This is a genomic window from Azospirillum brasilense, assembly GCF_007827815.1.
GTDB lineage: Bacteria > Pseudomonadota > Alphaproteobacteria > Azospirillales > Azospirillaceae > Azospirillum > Azospirillum brasilense_C.
Map to the genome: position 1 here is coordinate 250,726 of NZ_VITH01000008.1, position 14,683 is coordinate 265,408.

The 14,683-nt window shown below is 68.9% G+C and carries 14 protein-coding genes and 2 tRNA genes; 7 read left to right on the top strand and 9 right to left on the bottom strand.

The features are described 5' to 3' along the window. Nucleotides 1-184 precede the first annotated feature (184 nt). Nucleotides 185-1,570 carry a class II 3-deoxy-7-phosphoheptulonate synthase gene (locus FBZ83_RS18360; RefSeq protein WP_014240660.1) on the top strand — a complete coding sequence of 462 codons (1,386 nt, stop codon included), beginning with the start codon at nt 185-187 and terminating at the stop codon, nt 1,568-1,570. Between the two features lie 146 nt (nt 1,571-1,716). Here FBZ83_RS18360 and FBZ83_RS18365 read toward each other — a convergent pair whose 3' ends face one another. The 6 genes from FBZ83_RS18365 to FBZ83_RS18390 all read right to left on the bottom strand — a co-directional run bounded on the left by FBZ83_RS18365 (nt 1,717) and on the right by FBZ83_RS18390 (nt 5,653). Further along, nucleotides 1,717-2,124 carry a flagellar basal body-associated FliL family protein gene (locus FBZ83_RS18365; RefSeq protein WP_247888354.1) on the bottom strand — a complete coding sequence of 136 codons (408 nt, stop codon included), beginning with the start codon at nt 2,122-2,124 and terminating at the stop codon, nt 1,717-1,719. A 186-nt stretch (nt 2,125-2,310) separates the two neighbouring features. Continuing rightward, nucleotides 2,311-3,804, bottom strand: a complete 1,494-nt coding sequence (gabD, locus tag FBZ83_RS18370; RefSeq protein ID WP_145686729.1) for an NADP-dependent succinate-semialdehyde dehydrogenase — start codon at nt 3,802-3,804, stop codon at nt 2,311-2,313. A 127-nt stretch (nt 3,805-3,931) separates the two neighbouring features. Continuing rightward, complete coding sequence (gene panC / locus FBZ83_RS18375; RefSeq protein WP_145686731.1) at nt 3,932-4,822, bottom strand: pantoate--beta-alanine ligase; 891 nt, start codon at nt 4,820-4,822, stop codon at nt 3,932-3,934. A gap of 151 nt (nt 4,823-4,973) precedes the next feature. Continuing rightward, nucleotides 4,974-5,138 (bottom strand): hypothetical protein, encoded by a 165-nt coding sequence (locus FBZ83_RS18380; RefSeq protein ID WP_014240656.1) that lies wholly within the window; start codon nt 5,136-5,138, stop codon nt 4,974-4,976. Nucleotides 5,139-5,371: 233 nt separating this feature from the next. Beyond that, nucleotides 5,372-5,446, bottom strand: a tRNA-Val gene (locus tag FBZ83_RS18385). Nucleotides 5,447-5,578: 132 nt separating this feature from the next. Continuing rightward, nucleotides 5,579-5,653, bottom strand: a tRNA-Val gene (locus FBZ83_RS18390). A 165-nt stretch (nt 5,654-5,818) separates the two neighbouring features. Between FBZ83_RS18390 and FBZ83_RS18395 the strand changes: the two genes are divergently transcribed. Then, on the top strand, nt 5,819-6,706 hold the full coding sequence (locus FBZ83_RS18395) for a DUF3108 domain-containing protein (protein ID WP_145686732.1): 888 nt from the start codon (nt 5,819-5,821) through the stop codon (nt 6,704-6,706). A gap of 4 nt (nt 6,707-6,710) precedes the next feature. Here the strand turns inward: FBZ83_RS18395 and FBZ83_RS18400 are convergent, their stop codons facing one another. Then, nucleotides 6,711-6,989, bottom strand: coding sequence for a hypothetical protein (locus FBZ83_RS18400; RefSeq protein ID WP_145686734.1), 279 nt, complete (start codon nt 6,987-6,989; stop codon nt 6,711-6,713). Between the two features lie 146 nt (nt 6,990-7,135). Further along, on the bottom strand, nt 7,136-7,831 hold the full coding sequence (locus FBZ83_RS18405) for an HAD-IA family hydrolase (protein WP_247888355.1): 696 nt from the start codon (nt 7,829-7,831) through the stop codon (nt 7,136-7,138). 304 nt (nt 7,832-8,135) lie between these two features. Here FBZ83_RS18405 and glmU point away from each other — a divergent pair, with 304 nt between their 5' ends. After that, a complete protein-coding gene (gene glmU / locus FBZ83_RS18410; RefSeq protein WP_145686736.1) occupies nt 8,136-9,491 on the top strand; it encodes a bifunctional UDP-N-acetylglucosamine diphosphorylase/glucosamine-1-phosphate N-acetyltransferase GlmU in 1,356 nt (451 codons plus the stop codon). A gap of 57 nt (nt 9,492-9,548) precedes the next feature. After that, nucleotides 9,549-11,375: a glutamine--fructose-6-phosphate transaminase (isomerizing) gene (gene glmS, locus FBZ83_RS18415; RefSeq protein ID WP_145686738.1), complete on the top strand. Its 1,827-nt coding sequence runs from the start codon at nt 9,549-9,551 to the stop codon at nt 11,373-11,375. 86 nt (nt 11,376-11,461) lie between these two features. Here glmS and FBZ83_RS18420 read toward each other — a convergent pair whose 3' ends face one another. Next, on the bottom strand, nt 11,462-12,046 hold the full coding sequence (locus FBZ83_RS18420; protein ID WP_247875149.1) for a DUF882 domain-containing protein: 585 nt from the start codon (nt 12,044-12,046) through the stop codon (nt 11,462-11,464). A gap of 410 nt (nt 12,047-12,456) precedes the next feature. Here FBZ83_RS18420 and FBZ83_RS18425 point away from each other — a divergent pair, with 410 nt between their 5' ends. The 3 genes from FBZ83_RS18425 to FBZ83_RS18435 all read left to right on the top strand — a co-directional run bounded on the left by FBZ83_RS18425 (nt 12,457) and on the right by FBZ83_RS18435 (nt 14,666). After that, nucleotides 12,457-13,764, top strand: coding sequence for a pentapeptide repeat-containing protein (locus FBZ83_RS18425; RefSeq protein ID WP_145686740.1), 1,308 nt, complete (start codon nt 12,457-12,459; stop codon nt 13,762-13,764). Between the two features lie 87 nt (nt 13,765-13,851). Beyond that, nucleotides 13,852-14,160: a rubredoxin gene (locus tag FBZ83_RS32480; RefSeq protein ID WP_145686742.1), complete on the top strand. Its 309-nt coding sequence runs from the start codon at nt 13,852-13,854 to the stop codon at nt 14,158-14,160. Nucleotides 14,161-14,210: 50 nt separating this feature from the next. Continuing rightward, nucleotides 14,211-14,666 carry an Lrp/AsnC family transcriptional regulator gene (locus FBZ83_RS18435; protein ID WP_145686743.1) on the top strand — a complete coding sequence of 152 codons (456 nt, stop codon included), beginning with the start codon at nt 14,211-14,213 and terminating at the stop codon, nt 14,664-14,666. Nucleotides 14,667-14,683 lie beyond the last annotated feature (17 nt).

A 14,683-nucleotide genomic window follows, 5' to 3' on the forward strand; every position in this document is an offset into this window, starting at 1 on the left:
CTGTATAGGCTCCCGCCGGACGCCCCGGCCAGCACGCTTTTTCGGGCGCGGCGCCGCATCATCCATTGCGGAAGTTGCGGTCGAAACTATGGAAAAATTTCCCGGCGACCGCTATACAGAGTACCCCTCTGGCCGTCATCCGGCCTTCGAGAGGAACCCTTAGCACAAGGAAAGAGCGGGCGTCATGGTTGAGCGTTGGTCCCCCGACAGCTGGAGGTCGAAGCCGGCGAAGCAGCTTCCGACCTATCCGGACCCGTCCAAGGTCGAAGCGGTCGAGCAGCGCCTGTCCTCCTATCCCCCGTTGGTCTTTGCGGGCGAGGCGCGCCGGCTGAAGGACAGCCTCGCCGCCGCCGCCGCCGGCAACGCCTTCCTGCTGCAGGGCGGCGACTGCGCGGAGAGCTTCGCGGAGTTCCACCCGAACAACATCCGCGACACCTTCCGCGTCCTGCTGCAGATGGCCGTCGTGCTGACCTTCGGCGCCGCCATCCCGGTGGTCAAGGTGGGCCGCATGGCCGGGCAGTTCGCCAAGCCGCGCTCCGCCGACACCGAAGTGCTGGAGGGGATCGAGCTTCCGTCCTACCGCGGCGACATCATCAACGGCTTCGACTTCACGCCGGACGCCCGCGTTCCCGACCCGGAGCGCATGATGCAGGCCTACACCCAGGCCGCCGCCACGCTGAACCTGCTGCGCGCCTTCTCGCAGGGCGGCTACGCCGACCTGCACAAGGTGCACCAGTGGACGCTGGGCTTCGTCGAGCGCTCCCCCGCCGGTGAGCAGTTCCGCGAGATCGCCAACCGGCTGGACGAGACGCTGGGCTTCATGGCGGCCTGCGGCATCACCGCCCAGACCACCCCGCAGATCCGCGAGACCGAGTTCTTCACCAGCCACGAGGCGCTGCTGCTGCCGTTCGAGCAGGCGATGACCCGCGTCGACAGCACCACCGGCGACTGGTACGACGTGTCGGCCCACATGCTGTGGATCGGCGACCGCACCCGCCAGCTGGACGGCGCGCATGTCGAGTTCCTGCGCGGCGTGAAGAACCCGATCGGCCTGAAGTGTGGCCCGACGACCGATCCGGACGAGCTGATCCGCCTGATCGACCTGCTGAACCCGACCAACGAGCCGGGCCGCCTGACCCTGATCGTCCGCATGGGCGCCGACAAGGTGGCGGAGAAATTCCCGCCCCTGCTGCGCAAGGTGCAGCGCGAGGGCCGCGTCGTCGTCTGGTCCAGCGACCCGATGCACGGCAACACCGTCAAGTCCTCCAGCGGCTACAAGACCCGCCCGGTGGAGAAGGTGCTGTCGGAGGCGCGCGACTTCTTCGCGGTGCACGAGGCCGAGGGCACCCACGCCGGCGGCGTCCATTTCGAGCTGACCGGCCAGGACGTGACGGAGTGCACGGGCGGCGCCCAGGCGATCACCGACCACAAGCTGGCGCTGCGCTACCACACCGCCTGCGACCCGCGGCTGAACGCCAGCCAGGCGCTGGAGCTGGCCTTCCTGCTGGCCGAGGAGCTGAAGCGCGCCCGTCTGAAGCGCGACGCCGACCGCCGGGCGGCGGCGGAGTAAGGCGTTCTCCTAGGGGCGTTTCGCCCCCTCCCCGACCCTCCCCCGCTTCGCGGGAGAGGGGGCAGTCTTCCCTCTCCCGCGAAGCGGGGGAGGGAGGGACCCGCGCGCAAGCGCGGGAGGGGGGGCAAGCGGAGCCAGCGGCCCTCCTACCGCACCACCATCCGCTCCAGCAGCACCTCGCGCACCCGGATGGCCTGCGCCTCGCGCTTCATCACGCTCGCCACGGTGCTCTTGATCAGGTTGGCGCCCTCGGCCCCGTTCAACTGGCCGGGCTCGATCTGGCGCAGCCGGTCGGCCATCTGATCGGCGATGCGGGGGACGTAGGGCGTCGCCGGGTTTGGATCCGCGGTGGGTTCGATCTCCAGCAGCACGCGGATGTCCACTTGGCGCGCGTCGCCACCGCCCAGGGTGAAGGTCATCGTCGGAAGGGAGGCGTAGGTCTTCTGCGCCTTGCGGTCGCCACCGGCGCTGCGAGCGCCGGATTTGGCGGCGACCACCGTCCAGGTGCCCAGGGCGGCGAGCAGCACCAGGAACACCGCGATGAGGACGGGCATCAACGACACCGGGTCCCCATCGGAGCGCCGCAGCAGGAAGCGCACCGGGCCGCCTTTCCCCCATCATTCCCCTGGATGGGGCATGGGCATATTTAACGATGATTTATCCTAGATAAAAAAACGGGGCCGGTCAAAGCGACTTGCGCGACCGGCCCCGCTTTTTCACTTGAAATCAGCGCCCGGTTTTCAGCCGCCGATGCCGCCCATGCACAAATACTTGATTTCCAAGTAATCCTCGATGCCGTACTTGGAACCCTCGCGGCCGATGCCGCTTTCCTTCATGCCGCCGAAGGGGGCGACCTCGGTGGAGATGATGCCCTCGTTGATGCCGACGATGCCGTATTCCAGCGCCTCCGCCACCCGCCAGACGCGCCCGATGTCGCGGCTGTAGAAGTAGGCGGCCAGCCCGAACTCGGTGGCGTTGGCCATGCGCACGGCCTCCTCCTCCGTCTCGAAGCGGAACAGCGGGGCGACCGGGCCGAAGGTCTCCTCGCGCGCCACCTTCATCGCCGGGGTCACGTCGGCGAGGATGGTCGGCTCGAAGAAGCTGCCGCCCAGCGCGTGCCGCTTGCCGCCCAGCACCACGCGGGCGCCCTTCTCCGTGGCGTCGCGGATGTGGTCCTCGACCTTCTCCACCGCCGCCATGTCGATCAGCGGCCCCTGCTGCGCCCCGTCCGTGGTCAGGCCGGGGCCGACCTTCAGCGCCTTCACCGCCTCGGCCAGCTTGGCCGCGAAGGCATCGTAGACCCCGGACTGCACCAGAAGCCGGTTCGCGCAGACGCAGGTCTGGCCGGTGTTGCGGTACTTGGACGCGATGGCGCCCTTCACCGCCTCGTCGAGGTCGGCGTCGTTGAAGACCAGGAAGGGCGCGTTGCCGCCCAGCTCCAGCGACACCTTCTTCACCGTGCCGGCGCATTGGGCCATCAGCTCCTTGCCGATCTCGGTGGAGCCGGTGAAGGTCAGCTTGCGCACCGTCGGGTTGCCGGTCATCTCGCCGCCGATGGCGCGGGCGGAGCCGGTGACGACGCTGAGGATGCCCGCCGGAATGCCCGCCCGCTCCGCCAGAACCGCCATGGCGAGCGCGGTCAGCGGGGTGGCGGTCGCCGGCTTGATAACCATCGGGCAGCCGGCGGCCAGCGCCGGACCGGCCTTGCGGGTGATCATCGCCGCCGGGAAGTTCCACGGCGTGATGGCGGCGGTGACGCCGATCGGCTCCTTGGTCACGACGATGCGGCGGCCCGGCAGATGCTGCGGGATGGTGTCGCCGTAGACGCGCTTGCCCTCCTCGGCGAACCATTCGATGAAGGACGCGGCGTAGGCCACCTCGCCCCGCGCCTCGGCGAGCGGCTTGCCCTGCTCCGCCGTCATGATGCGGGCCAGATCCTCCTGGTTCGCCATCATCAGGTCGAACCACGTCCGCAGGGTCTTCGCGCGCTCCTTGGCGGTCAGCGCCCGCCAGGCCGGCCAGGCGCGCTCGGCGGCGTCGATGGCCCGGCGCGTCTCGTCCGCGCCCATCATCGGCACGCTGCCCAGAACGCTGCCGTCGGCGGGGTTGGTCACCTCCACGGTCTTGCCGCTGTCGGCGTCGATCCACCGGCCATCGACGAAGCCCTGGAATCGCAGCAGCTCGGCGTCCTTCAACCCAAGACGGCGGGCGGTGTCCACGGAATCATACGGCATGGTGCCTTCCTTCCCTTGGTTCTTGCGCGCAACAGCGCGGTCGCCAGAGAGTATAGGACACCACACCCCCTCTGCGATCCTTCGCGTGGCGGGGCAGGCGTGCGGACCGGGGATGGAACGCCGGCGGCTACGCCGGAAGGACCGGGACGTTGTCGATCAGGCGGGCCTTGCCCATCCAGGCGGCGGCCAGCAGGCGCGCCGGACGCTCCATACGGGTGACCGGCGCCAGCGTGTCGGCGTCGCGCAGCTCGACATAGTCGATGGAGCCGAATCCGGCGGCGGTGATGCGCGCTCGCACCGCCTCCAGCACCGAGGCGGCCTCCGCGCCACTGGCCAACGCCGCGGCGGCCTCAAGGAGCGCACGGTTCAGCTCCGGTGCGCGGGCGCGCTCGTCGGCGGACAGGTAGGCGTTGCGCGAGGACATGGCGAGCCCGTCGGCCTCGCGCACCGTCGGCAGCCCCTCCACCCGCACCGGAATGTCGAGATCGCGGGCGAAGCGGCGGATGACCATGAGCTGCTGGTAGTCCTTCTCGCCGAACACCGCCACGTCGGGCTGGGCCTGCAGGAACAGCTTCGTCACCACCAGGGCGACGCCGCCGAACATCTGCGGCCGGAAGGTGCCGCACAGCCCCTCCGCCGGGCCGCCGACCGAGATGGCCGTGGCGAAGCCCTCCGGATACATGGCGCGCACCGTGGGGGCGTAGAGCAGATGGCAGCCCGCCGAGGCGAGCTTGCCCGAATCCCCGGCCTCGTCCCGCGGGTAGCGGTCGAAGTCCTCGTGCGGGGCGAACTGGGTGGGGTTGACGAAGACGCTGGCGACCACTTGGTCGGCCAGTTCCCGCGCGCGGCGCACCAGGGCGAGATGGCCGTCGTGCAGCGCGCCCATGGTCGGCACCAGGGCCACCGTCTTGCCGTCGCGGTGCCAGGCGGACACCTGGGCGCGGAGATCGTCGACGCTGCGGACGACCGGCAGGGGCTGTTCCGACTCCGGCAGGCGGGCGGCGGCGAGGGAGGTCATGGCGGGTGCTCCACAGGCGTCATAAACGGCGCTGGGATAAACCGCCGGATCGGCGCTGTCCAGTCATGGAATTAACCGGGCGAGCCCGAATTTGAAATTTTTCCATCCTGCGGGCGGGTCGGACCGCGCGGTCTCCCGCCCGCGGACTGGGTCAACGCATCAGCGTGACGACGACCAGATAGGTCAGGTTCACCCAGGCGCCGAGCGTGGCCAGGAGGACCAGGGTGGCCGGAGACAGCACCACCGAACCGAGGATCACGACAAGCGCCACGACCAGCAGGCCGAGGGCGAGAAGGGTCACGCGCGTATCTTCCATGTCACTGCTTCCAGATGATTGAGCAAATCGGATGTTGGAAGCGATAGACGAAAACCCCACGCGCTGTAGATGATCTGAATCAACTGCGGCGGCGTTCGTCTCAAAAAGACACGCGCGGCTGCGCCGGGATTTTTGTGCAGTGAAACTCCGAGCACCGAATCGCGCCATTGGCGCGACGGTTCATTGCTGGAGCGTTTTCTGGTGATGTTTTTGAGAGGAGGCGGTGTTTGGGATGGTGGGCGCAGTAGGGATTGAACCTACGACCCCACCCGTGTGAAGGGTGTGCTCTCCCGCTGAGCTATGCGCCCATCCCAAAGAAACAACCGCTGACGCACCGCGGAGACGGCAAAGCGAGGTCCGATGGACCCCGGTCTTAACCAACTCTCGTGGTGGAGGGGATGGTACCATCCGCAAAGCCCTGGAACCACCGGACTTTGGGATGGTGGGCGCAGTAGGGATTGAACCTACGACCCCACCCGTGTGAAGGGTGTGCTCTCCCGCTGAGCTATGCGCCCATCCCAGTAAAACCGCGTCGGCATCAGGCTCGTTTCGCTGTCGCGTCGTTGCCACCGCTGCGGTGAGGCGGGTTTCTAAAGGCCCCGCCCCCTCCTGTCAAGCACCTGTTTCGCACCAATATCAAAGAAGCCCTTCCGCCCGGAGCCCCCGATGAGCCAATGGACATGACGCACCGGACCGCGCTTCCCGTCAAGCTTCCCGCCAAGCGTCCCTCGGCCGCCCTCGTCGCCGGTCTCGTCGCCGGATTGGGCGCGGCGGTCACCGGGCTGCTCCCCCTGCCCGCCCTGGCGCAGCGCTGGCAGTTGGACTACCGCGTCCATGTCGGCGGCGTGGCCGTGCTCGATGCGCGGGCCGAACTGACCCTGACCGAGGGCCGCTACAGCGTTCAGGTCAACGCCGCGACGGACGGCTTTCTGGGGCGCCTGTTTCCCTGGGAAACGCAATCCTTGAGCGTCGGCACGGTGCGGTCCGACGGCGTCTCGCCGATCCGCCACACCCAATCCGGCGTCCTGCGCGGCTCCCCGCGGACGGTCACCCTCGATTACGGCCCGGATGGAAGCGTCCGCTCCCAGGTCTCCCCGCCGCCGGCGGAGGAGGACCGCGACCCTGTCCCCGAGAACCTCACGCGGCAGACCCGCGACCCGCTGAGTGGCGTCCTTGAGATGCTGATGGCGGGGCTGCACGGTGAGGGATGCCAGCGCACGGTGCCCATTTATGACGGGCGGAGGCGCTACGACATGATCTTCACGGACCGGGGAATGACCATGATCGGGGCGTCGCGCCATTCGGTGTTCACCGGCGCGGCACGGCAATGCCGGGTGTCGCACAATCCGATCGCCGGCTACGAGCGCACGCCACGCCAAGCCTTCTGGCAGCGCGGCGGAGGGCGGGAGGAACGCCCGCCCGTCGATTTGTGGATCGCTCCGGTGGAAGGGGCCGGCCCGCCCCTGCCCGTCCGGCTGGAGACCGACAGCGGATTCGGCGGGGTGGTCATCCACCTCACCGCCGCCCACAAGACCGACCAGACGGCGGAGCGCCCCGCCCCGCCTTAACGGATCAGGCGCGCCCGACGCCGCCGCTGCCGACGGTGGGGTGGTAGAGCAGGTCGGCCATCGGCCGCTCGGCCAGCGCCTGCTCGCACAGGCGGTTGAACTCAGCCATCTTGCGCTGGAGGTCGCTGTGGTGCGCCATCATCCGGTCGAAGTCGGCGGTGGCCGAGTCGATCTGGCTGTTGGCCGGGGTGCGGGCGGCGTTGTGGCCTTCGATGGACAGAGCGTCGGCGGAGAGGGTGTTGCCGGTCTGGGTCTTACCGGGGAAGGCAAGGATCTGGGCCATCGGGTGTCTCCTTCGCTCACCACCATTCGATGCACCCATCCAACTACATTTACCTTTCGTTAGCCACCGTTAATCTCTCGTTAACCATGACAAGAAGGAGACCTACGGCAAAGCCTTCGCTGCCCCCGCGAAGCCGGCCATCCCGTTCAGCGGCCCAGGCGCCGCAGGGCGTCCGGCAGGTCGGCGATGCGGTCGAGCAGCAGGTCGGCGCCCAGCTCCTGCACGGGCATGCGGGGATAACCGTAGGTCATCGCCACCACCGGCACCCCGGCGGCACGGGCGGCGGTCACGTCGTTGCGGTTGTCGCCCACCATCGCGGCGCGGCCCCCGCCCAGCGCCTCGACCACCCAGGACAGGTGGCGCCCGTCGGGCTTCTTCACCGGCAGCGTGTCGCCGCCGGCCAGCGCGCCGAACAGGGGCGACAAGCCCAGCGCGTCCAGCAGCTTCCGGGTGATGCGCTCCGGCTTGTTGGTGCACAGCCCCAGCTTCACGCCGCCCTCGGCCAGCGCCGCCAGGGTTTCCGGGACGCCGGGATAGAGCACCGGAGGCTCGTCGTCCTGGAAGTAGTCGTCGAGGTAATCGGCCAGGGCCATCCGCAGCGTCTCCTCGGCCAGGGCGTCGCCCGTCGCCGCGAAGGCCTGCCGGACGAGCGCGGCCGAGCCGTCGCCCACCATGCCGCGCACCTGGGCCTCGCTGAGGGCCGGGCGGTCGAAGCGGGACAGGGTGCGGTTGAGGACTCGGGTCATGTCCCGCGCGCTGTCGATCAGCGTGCCGTCCAGGTCGAAGACGACCGCGGAAAAGGGAATGGCGACGGGCGCGGCAGCGGGCATGGCAGCGGGCATGGCGGATATCCCAGGGTGTTCGAAGACGGGCGAATACCTCCTTCGATAGCACGCCCCTCCCCCGGCGGCGACCCCCAGTTCCCGCGCCCCACCCCCGGCATAGGCCCTTCGGCGCCGACGGCGCGGGATGCGTACACCCTCGGGCCGCGATTTGTGTATGTCAGATTGACACAAAAGTTGACTTGGGGTCCCGGCGCCGGATGTGGCACTCAATGCTTGAGGACTGACTGTTTGCCCGGATTTTGATGCGCTCGCTTTTCCACCCGTCCGCCATAACCCGTTTCCAATACTGCAGGGATATCCGATGACTCCGCAACGCCCGCTCGCCTGCGTCATTCTCGCCGCCGGCAAAGGCACCCGCATGAAGTCGGACCTGCCGAAGGTCCTGCACCGCGTGGCCGGCCAGCCGATGGTCGGCCACGTCCTGTCCGCGGTGCGGGCGCTCGACCCCGACCATGTCGTCGTCGTGGTCGGCCCCGGCATGGACAATGTGGCCGACGCCGTCGCCCCCTACCCCACCGCCGTGCAGCACGAGCAGCGCGGCACCGCCGACGCCGTGCGCGCCGCCTTCGGCCTGCTGGAAGGCTTCGACGGCGACGTCGTGGTGCTCTACGGCGACACCCCGCTGGTCACGCCGGACACGCTGCGCGCCATGGTCGCCGCGCGGCGCCAGCCGAGCGACCCGGCGGTGGTCGTGCTGGGCATGCGCCCCGACGATCCCGGCGCCTACGGCCGCCTGATCCTGAACGCCCGCGGCGGGCTGGAGAAGATCGTCGAGTATCTCGACGCCTCGGAGGAGGAGCGGCAGGTCACCCTGTGCAACGCCGGCCTGATGGCCTTCGACGGCGCGCGGATGTTCGACCTGATCAGCCGCATCGGCAACAGCAATGCCAAGAGCGAATACTATCTCACCGACGTGGTCCAGATCGCCCGCAGCAACGGCATGGCCTGCGCGGTGGTCGAGGCCGCCCCGGCGGAGGTCGTCGGCGTCAATTCCCGCGCCGAACTGTCGGAGGTGGAGAAGCTGATCCAGCGCCGCCTGCGCAAGGCCGCCATGGACAACGGCGCCACCCTGACCGATCCGGACAGCGTCACCTTTTGCGTGGACACCCGCCTCGGCCGCGACGTGATCGTCGGCCCGCATGTGGTGTTCGGCCCCGGCGTGGTCGTCGCCGACCGGGTCGAGATCAAGGCCTTCAGCCATCTGGAGCAGGTGCGCGTGGACAGCGGCGCCCAGGTCGGCCCCTACGCCCGCCTGCGCCCGGGGGCGGAGATCGGCCCCGACGCCCACATCGGCAACTTCGTCGAGATCAAGAACGCGAAGATCGAGGCCGGCGCCAAGGTCAACCACCTGACCTACATCGGCGACGCGCGGGTGGGGGCGAAGGCCAACATCGGCGCCGGGACCATCACCTGCAATTACGACGGCTACGCCAAGAGCCACACCGACATCGGCGCCGGGGCCTTCATCGGCTCCAACACCGCGCTGGTGGCCCCGGTCACGGTGGGCGACGGCGCGATCGTCGGGGCGGGCAGCGTGGTCACCACCGACGTGGAGGGCGACGCGCTGGTCGTGGCGCGCGGGCGCCAGCAGGCTTACACCGGCTGGGCCAAGCGTTTCCGCGAACGGAAGCAAAACGAGAAAGCGAAAAAGGCGTAAGATTGCCCCGGTTGACCGTTCACCCGGCCCCGGCCATCATTCAGGAGTTGCAGGTTCATGTGTGGCATCATCGGCATCATCGGCACGCATGACGCGGCCCCCCGTCTCGTCGAGGGTCTCCGCCGCCTCGAATACCGCGGTTACGACAGCGCCGGCGTCGCCACGCTGGTCAAGGGCGGCATCGAGCGCCGCCGCGCCGAGGGCAAGCTGCTCAACCTCGACGCCAAGCTGCGCGAGGCGCCGCTGCCGGGCGTGATCGGCATCGGCCACACCCGCTGGGCCACCCACGGCGGCCCGACCGAGAACAACGCCCATCCGCACGCCACCCACCGTGTGGCCGTGGTGCACAACGGCATCATCGAGAATTACCAGGAGCTGAAGGCGGAGCTGATCGAGCACGGCTACGTCTTCGAAAGCGCCACCGACACCGAGGTGATCGCTCACCTCGTCACCTATTATATGGAGAAGGAGGGGCTGGGCCCGGTCGAGGCCGCCGCCGCCTCCTTCAAGCGCTTCACCGGCGCCTTCTCGCTGGTGCTGCTGTTCTCCGGCCAGGAGGACATGCTGATCGGCGCCCGCCACGGCACGCCGCTGGCCGTCGGCTACGGCGAGGGGGAGATGTATTTCGCCTCCGACGCCTTCGCCCTGGCGCCGCTGACCAACCGCATCTGCTATCTGGAGGACGGCGACTGGGTCGAGCTGACCCGCACCGCCGCCGTGATCCACGACGCCAACGACGCGGTGGTGGAGCGTCCGGTCAAGACCACCGCCCTGTCCGGCGCGCTGATCGGCAAGGACGGCTACCGGCACTACATGCTCAAGGAGATCTACGAGCAGCCGCAGGTCATCGGCGACACGCTGAACGCCTACATCAACCCGGAAACCGGCCGCGTCACGCTGCCGGAGACCAGCTTCGACATCGCCAAGGCGACGAAGCTGACCATCGTCGCCTGCGGCACCGCCTATTACGCCGGTGTGGTGGCGAAATACTGGTTCGAGACGCTGGCCCGTCTGCCGGTCGAGGTCGACATCGCCTCGGAGTTCCGCTACCGCGAGGCGCCGATGCCCGAGGGCGGCGTGGCGCTGTTCATCAGCCAGTCGGGCGAGACGCTGGATACGCTGGAGGCGCTGCGCTACTGCAAGCGCCAGGGCCAGAAGATCCTGTCCATCGTCAACGTGCCGGAAAGCACCATCGCGCGCGAGTCCGACGCGGTGCTCTACACCATGGCCGGCCCGGAGATCGGCGTCGCCTCGACCAAGGCCTTCACGACCCAGCTGACCACGCTGGCCTGTCTGGCGGTCACGGTCGGCCACGACCGCGGCGTCATCCCGGCCGAGCGGATGCAGCAGATCGCCCAGGCCCTGCGCGAGGTGCCGGCCCGCGCCGCCGACGTGCTGGCCCACGACGAACGCCTGCACGAGCTGGCGCAGGAGGTCGCGGAGGCCCGCGACGTTCTGTACCTGGGGCGCGGCGCGATGTACCCGCTGGCTCTGGAAGGTGCGCTGAAACTCAAGGAAATCAGCTACATCCACGCCGAAGGTTACGCGGCGGGTGAACTGAAGCACGGCCCCATCGCGCTGATCGACGAGAGCGTGCCGGTGATCGTCCTGGTGCCGTCGGACAACCTGTTCGAAAAGACCGTGTCCAACGTCCAGGAGGTCTGCGCGCGGTCGGGCAAGGTGCTGCTGATCGCCGACAAGAAGGGCATCGACAAGCTGTCCGACAAGGTCCGCTGGTCGCTGGAGCTTCCGGCCTGCGACCCGCTGGTCGCCCCGCTGCTCTACGCCATCCCGGTCCAGCTGCTGGCCTACCACGTCGCCGTGCTGAAGGGCACCGACGTCGACCAGCCGCGCAACCTCGCCAAGTCGGTCACCGTCGAGTAAGGCGGCCCCGTCGACCACGGTTCAGCGACAGAAAAAGCCCCCGTCCAAGCGGCGGGGGCTTTTTTCGTTTCCTCACGGAAGGCCGGTCAGGAGGCCCACTGCCGCTTCGGGCCGACGTCGACATGGACGAAATTGCTGTCCGGGTAATAGCCCACCCCGCCGCCGCGCAGGCTGAGCGCCGCGCGTTGCAGAGTGCGCAGCGGCAGGCCGGGCACCCGCAGGTCGATGGCCTTGCCCTGCATGTGGAAGCTGTTCTGGGCGACGCCGCTGCCGTCCTGCTCGCGCAGCCAGGCGTTGGATTCTGGGGAACGGTAGCCGGAGATGATGTGCACCGGCGTCTTGCCCCCGACCTTGCGGGTCAGCGCGTGCAGCAGGTCGAGAAGCTTGGGGTCGATGGGATGCACCGCACCGGTGCGGTGATCGCGGAGCAGATGGTTGATCTCCCGCAGGCCGTCGCGCTGGTAGCGGCCCTTGGACCAGTATTCAGCCCGCACCCGCTCGCCGGTGTGGAGGTTGAGCAGGACCAATTGCCGCGGCGGGGCGCGCAAAGCCGCCTCCGACACCTCCGGTGCCATCACCATCCCGGCGGCGGCCGTCGCCAGACCGATGCGCAACAGTTCCCTCCGGCCGAGCTTGGCTGCTGGGGTCGGTTGGAATTTGGCCTCGGTCATCATGCCTCCATGGGGTCCCGAACGGAGCGGCGCATGGACCGCCCCCTTTTTGTCCGATGCCTTTTGGCGGCAGAGCCCCCGCTTCTGTCAAGAAACCAATGGTTAACGTCTTTAAAACGCCCAGATTTCCTGGACTTATGGGATGGCCGTGCGCGGGTTGGAACGGTGGCGCGTCGCGTTACAAGAGTGAAACACGACGGCCCGTCCTCCGATTCGCCTCCCCGATTCGCTTCCGGATCGCCGGTGCCGGAGCCATGCCCCCGACGGCTCACGGAACCGGTCGTGACAAGGGCAGGGTAAAAAACGGCAACCATAAGAGGTACTGCCGTGACCTTTACCGTTTAGTCTTCGGTAAGGAATCTACCCCCATAGTTTGGATAGCGAAAACAACCCCCGTTCGATTGCTGCCCGTGCCCCCCGTCGCCACAGCCCCCGCGCCGGCACCCTCCTATCTTCGGCCCGACCAGTTGGCCGAAGTGCTGGACCGGCACGCCCGCTGGATCAAGGGCCAGCCGGGCGGCGCGCGCGCCAACCTGGCGCTGGCCGATCTGGAGGGCGCGGATCTGTCGCAGCGCGACCTGCGCGGCGCCCGGCTGGTCGGGGCGAAGCTGGCGCGCAGCCGGCTCAGCGGCACCAACCTCGCCGGTGCCGACCTCTTCGGCGTGGACCTGCGCGACGCCGACATCACCCGCGCCAACCTGATGCAGACGGATTTGCGCGGCGCGCGGCTGCGCTCCGCCGACTTTTCCAACGCCAATCTGCGCGACGCCGACCTGCGCGCCGGCACGCTGGAACCGGGTGGCTGCGCCCGCCGCGGCACCGGTCCGGATGTCCAGGACGCCGAAGCCACCCGGCAGACCCACCGGACCGCCCTGGCCCGTCTTCAGGGCGGCGCCACGGCGGAGGGCGGCATTCCGACCGACCTGACCGGCGCCGTGCTGGCCGGGGCCAACCTGACCGAAGCCGATCTGTGCGGAGCGGTGCTGCAGAACGCCGACCTCTCCGGCGCGGTGCTGACCGACGCCAACCTGTCCGGGGCGCGGCTGAACGGGGCCAACCTGACCGGCGCCCTGCTGGACGGCTGCACCTTCGACAACGCCGATCTGGTCGGCACGCGGATGGTCGATTGCGATCTTTCGCAGGCCAAGCTTGGCGCCGCCTGCCTGACCCGCCCGATCGACAGCATGGGGTCGGAAATCCAGCGGGCGATTTTCGACCATGAGCGCTGGATCGACAGCGTCGGCCAGCGCGGCGAACGCGCCGACCTGGATGGCACGGACCTCAGCCGCGCCGATCTGCGCGGCGTCAATCTCAGCGCGGCCTCGTTGCGCGGCGCCAACCTGTCCGACGCGGCGCTGACCGGCGCCCGGCTGATGATGGCCGACCTGTCCGGCGCCAATCTGGAGCACGCGAACCTCATGGGCGCCGACCTGTCCGGCGCCAACCTCAGCTTCGCCCGGCTGACCGGGGCCGACCTGACGCGGGTCAACCTCGGGCCGGCGGAGATCAAGGACCCCAGCGGACGGCCCACCGGCCGCTCCTGGGCCGCCAACCTGATGGGCGCCGACCTGCGGCAGGCGATGCTCACCGATTCCCGCATGGTCCAGGCCAACCTGACCGACGCCGACCTGGAGAACGCCGACCTGGACGGGGCGGATCTGGCCGGCGCGAAGCTGCAGCGCGCCCATCTCAAGGGCAAGGCGCCGCGGCGGCGCTGACCCGCTTCCCTTCGCTCCACCACCGTCATCATCCCGCAAAGGATCGCGGGGCATAGTGCGGCACCTCGATCCGCCGGACGGTCCGCCATGCCCGCCACCCCTCCCCACCCCCCGCTCCTTCTCCTTCAGCGGCGTGGCGCCTTGCGCCTGATCGCCGCCGTCATTCCGGCCGTCATCCTGGCCCTGTTCGCCCGCCCCGCGCGGGCCGAGGACCCGCGCCTGTCCGACGTCTGGCGGTGCGGCGGCGGCGATTGCCCCGGCTACGAGTACCACCCCCGCGTCGGCGACCCGGAGCATGGCGCGCCGGCCGGCACCGCCTTCCAGGACCTGCCGGCCGACTGGTTTTGCCCGCGCTGCGGCGCCGGCAAGCCGGATTTCCGCCGGATGGGCGACTGACCCGCACATAGCTCTTGCCATACCGAGCATAATCAGCAAATATTGCGGCTATGGACGATACAGACCGCAAAATCATCGCGCACATCCAACGGGATGGACGCGCTTCCTACGCCGACATCGGGACGGCGGCCGGACTGTCGGTGTCCGCCGTGAACGAGCGGCTGAAGAAGCTGCAGGCCAACGGCGTGATCCAGGGCTGGGGGGCGCGGCTGTCGCCCAAGGCCGCCGGGTTGGACGTGCTGGCCTTCGTCGACGTGCTGCTCGACCGTCCCGAGCATGACGCGCCCTTCCGAGACGCCATGCGCGCCACGGCGGCGGTTCAGGAGTGCCACCACGTCACCGGGGACTGGTCCTATCTGCTCAAGGTGCGCGTGGCCGACACGGAGGCGCTGGAACGCTTCCTCTCCGACCGGCTGAAGGCGCTCCCCGGCGTCGTGCGCTCCCACACCGTGATCGCGCTCTCCTCGGTCAAGGAGACGCCGGTCCTTCCCATCGAATCAGATTGACGCCTTTGTTGGAGCAT

Coding starts and splice junctions, on each gene's coding strand:
- FBZ83_RS18360 (WP_014240660.1), top strand. CDS start 185: ATGGTTGAGCGTTGGTCCCCCGACAGCTGGAGGTCGAAGCCGGCGAAG.
- FBZ83_RS18365 (WP_247888354.1), bottom strand. CDS start 2,124: ATGCCCGTCCTCATCGCGGTGTTCCTGGTGCTGCTCGCCGCCCTGGGC.
- gabD (WP_145686729.1), bottom strand. CDS start 3,804: ATGCCGTATGATTCCGTGGACACCGCCCGCCGTCTTGGGTTGAAGGAC.
- panC (WP_145686731.1), bottom strand. CDS start 4,822: ATGACCTCCCTCGCCGCCGCCCGCCTGCCGGAGTCGGAACAGCCCCTG.
- FBZ83_RS18380 (WP_014240656.1), bottom strand. CDS start 5,138: ATGGAAGATACGCGCGTGACCCTTCTCGCCCTCGGCCTGCTGGTCGTG.
- FBZ83_RS18395 (WP_145686732.1), top strand. CDS start 5,819: ATGACGCACCGGACCGCGCTTCCCGTCAAGCTTCCCGCCAAGCGTCCC.
- FBZ83_RS18400 (WP_145686734.1), bottom strand. CDS start 6,989: ATGGCCCAGATCCTTGCCTTCCCCGGTAAGACCCAGACCGGCAACACC.
- FBZ83_RS18405 (WP_247888355.1), bottom strand. CDS start 7,831: ATGCCCGCTGCCATGCCCGCTGCCGCGCCCGTCGCCATTCCCTTTTCC.
- glmU (WP_145686736.1), top strand. CDS start 8,136: ATGACTCCGCAACGCCCGCTCGCCTGCGTCATTCTCGCCGCCGGCAAA.
- glmS (WP_145686738.1), top strand. CDS start 9,549: ATGTGTGGCATCATCGGCATCATCGGCACGCATGACGCGGCCCCCCGT.
- FBZ83_RS18420 (WP_247875149.1), bottom strand. CDS start 12,046: ATGACCGAGGCCAAATTCCAACCGACCCCAGCAGCCAAGCTCGGCCGG.
- FBZ83_RS32480 (WP_145686742.1), top strand. CDS start 13,852: ATGCCCGCCACCCCTCCCCACCCCCCGCTCCTTCTCCTTCAGCGGCGT.
- FBZ83_RS18435 (WP_145686743.1), top strand. CDS start 14,211: ATGGACGATACAGACCGCAAAATCATCGCGCACATCCAACGGGATGGA.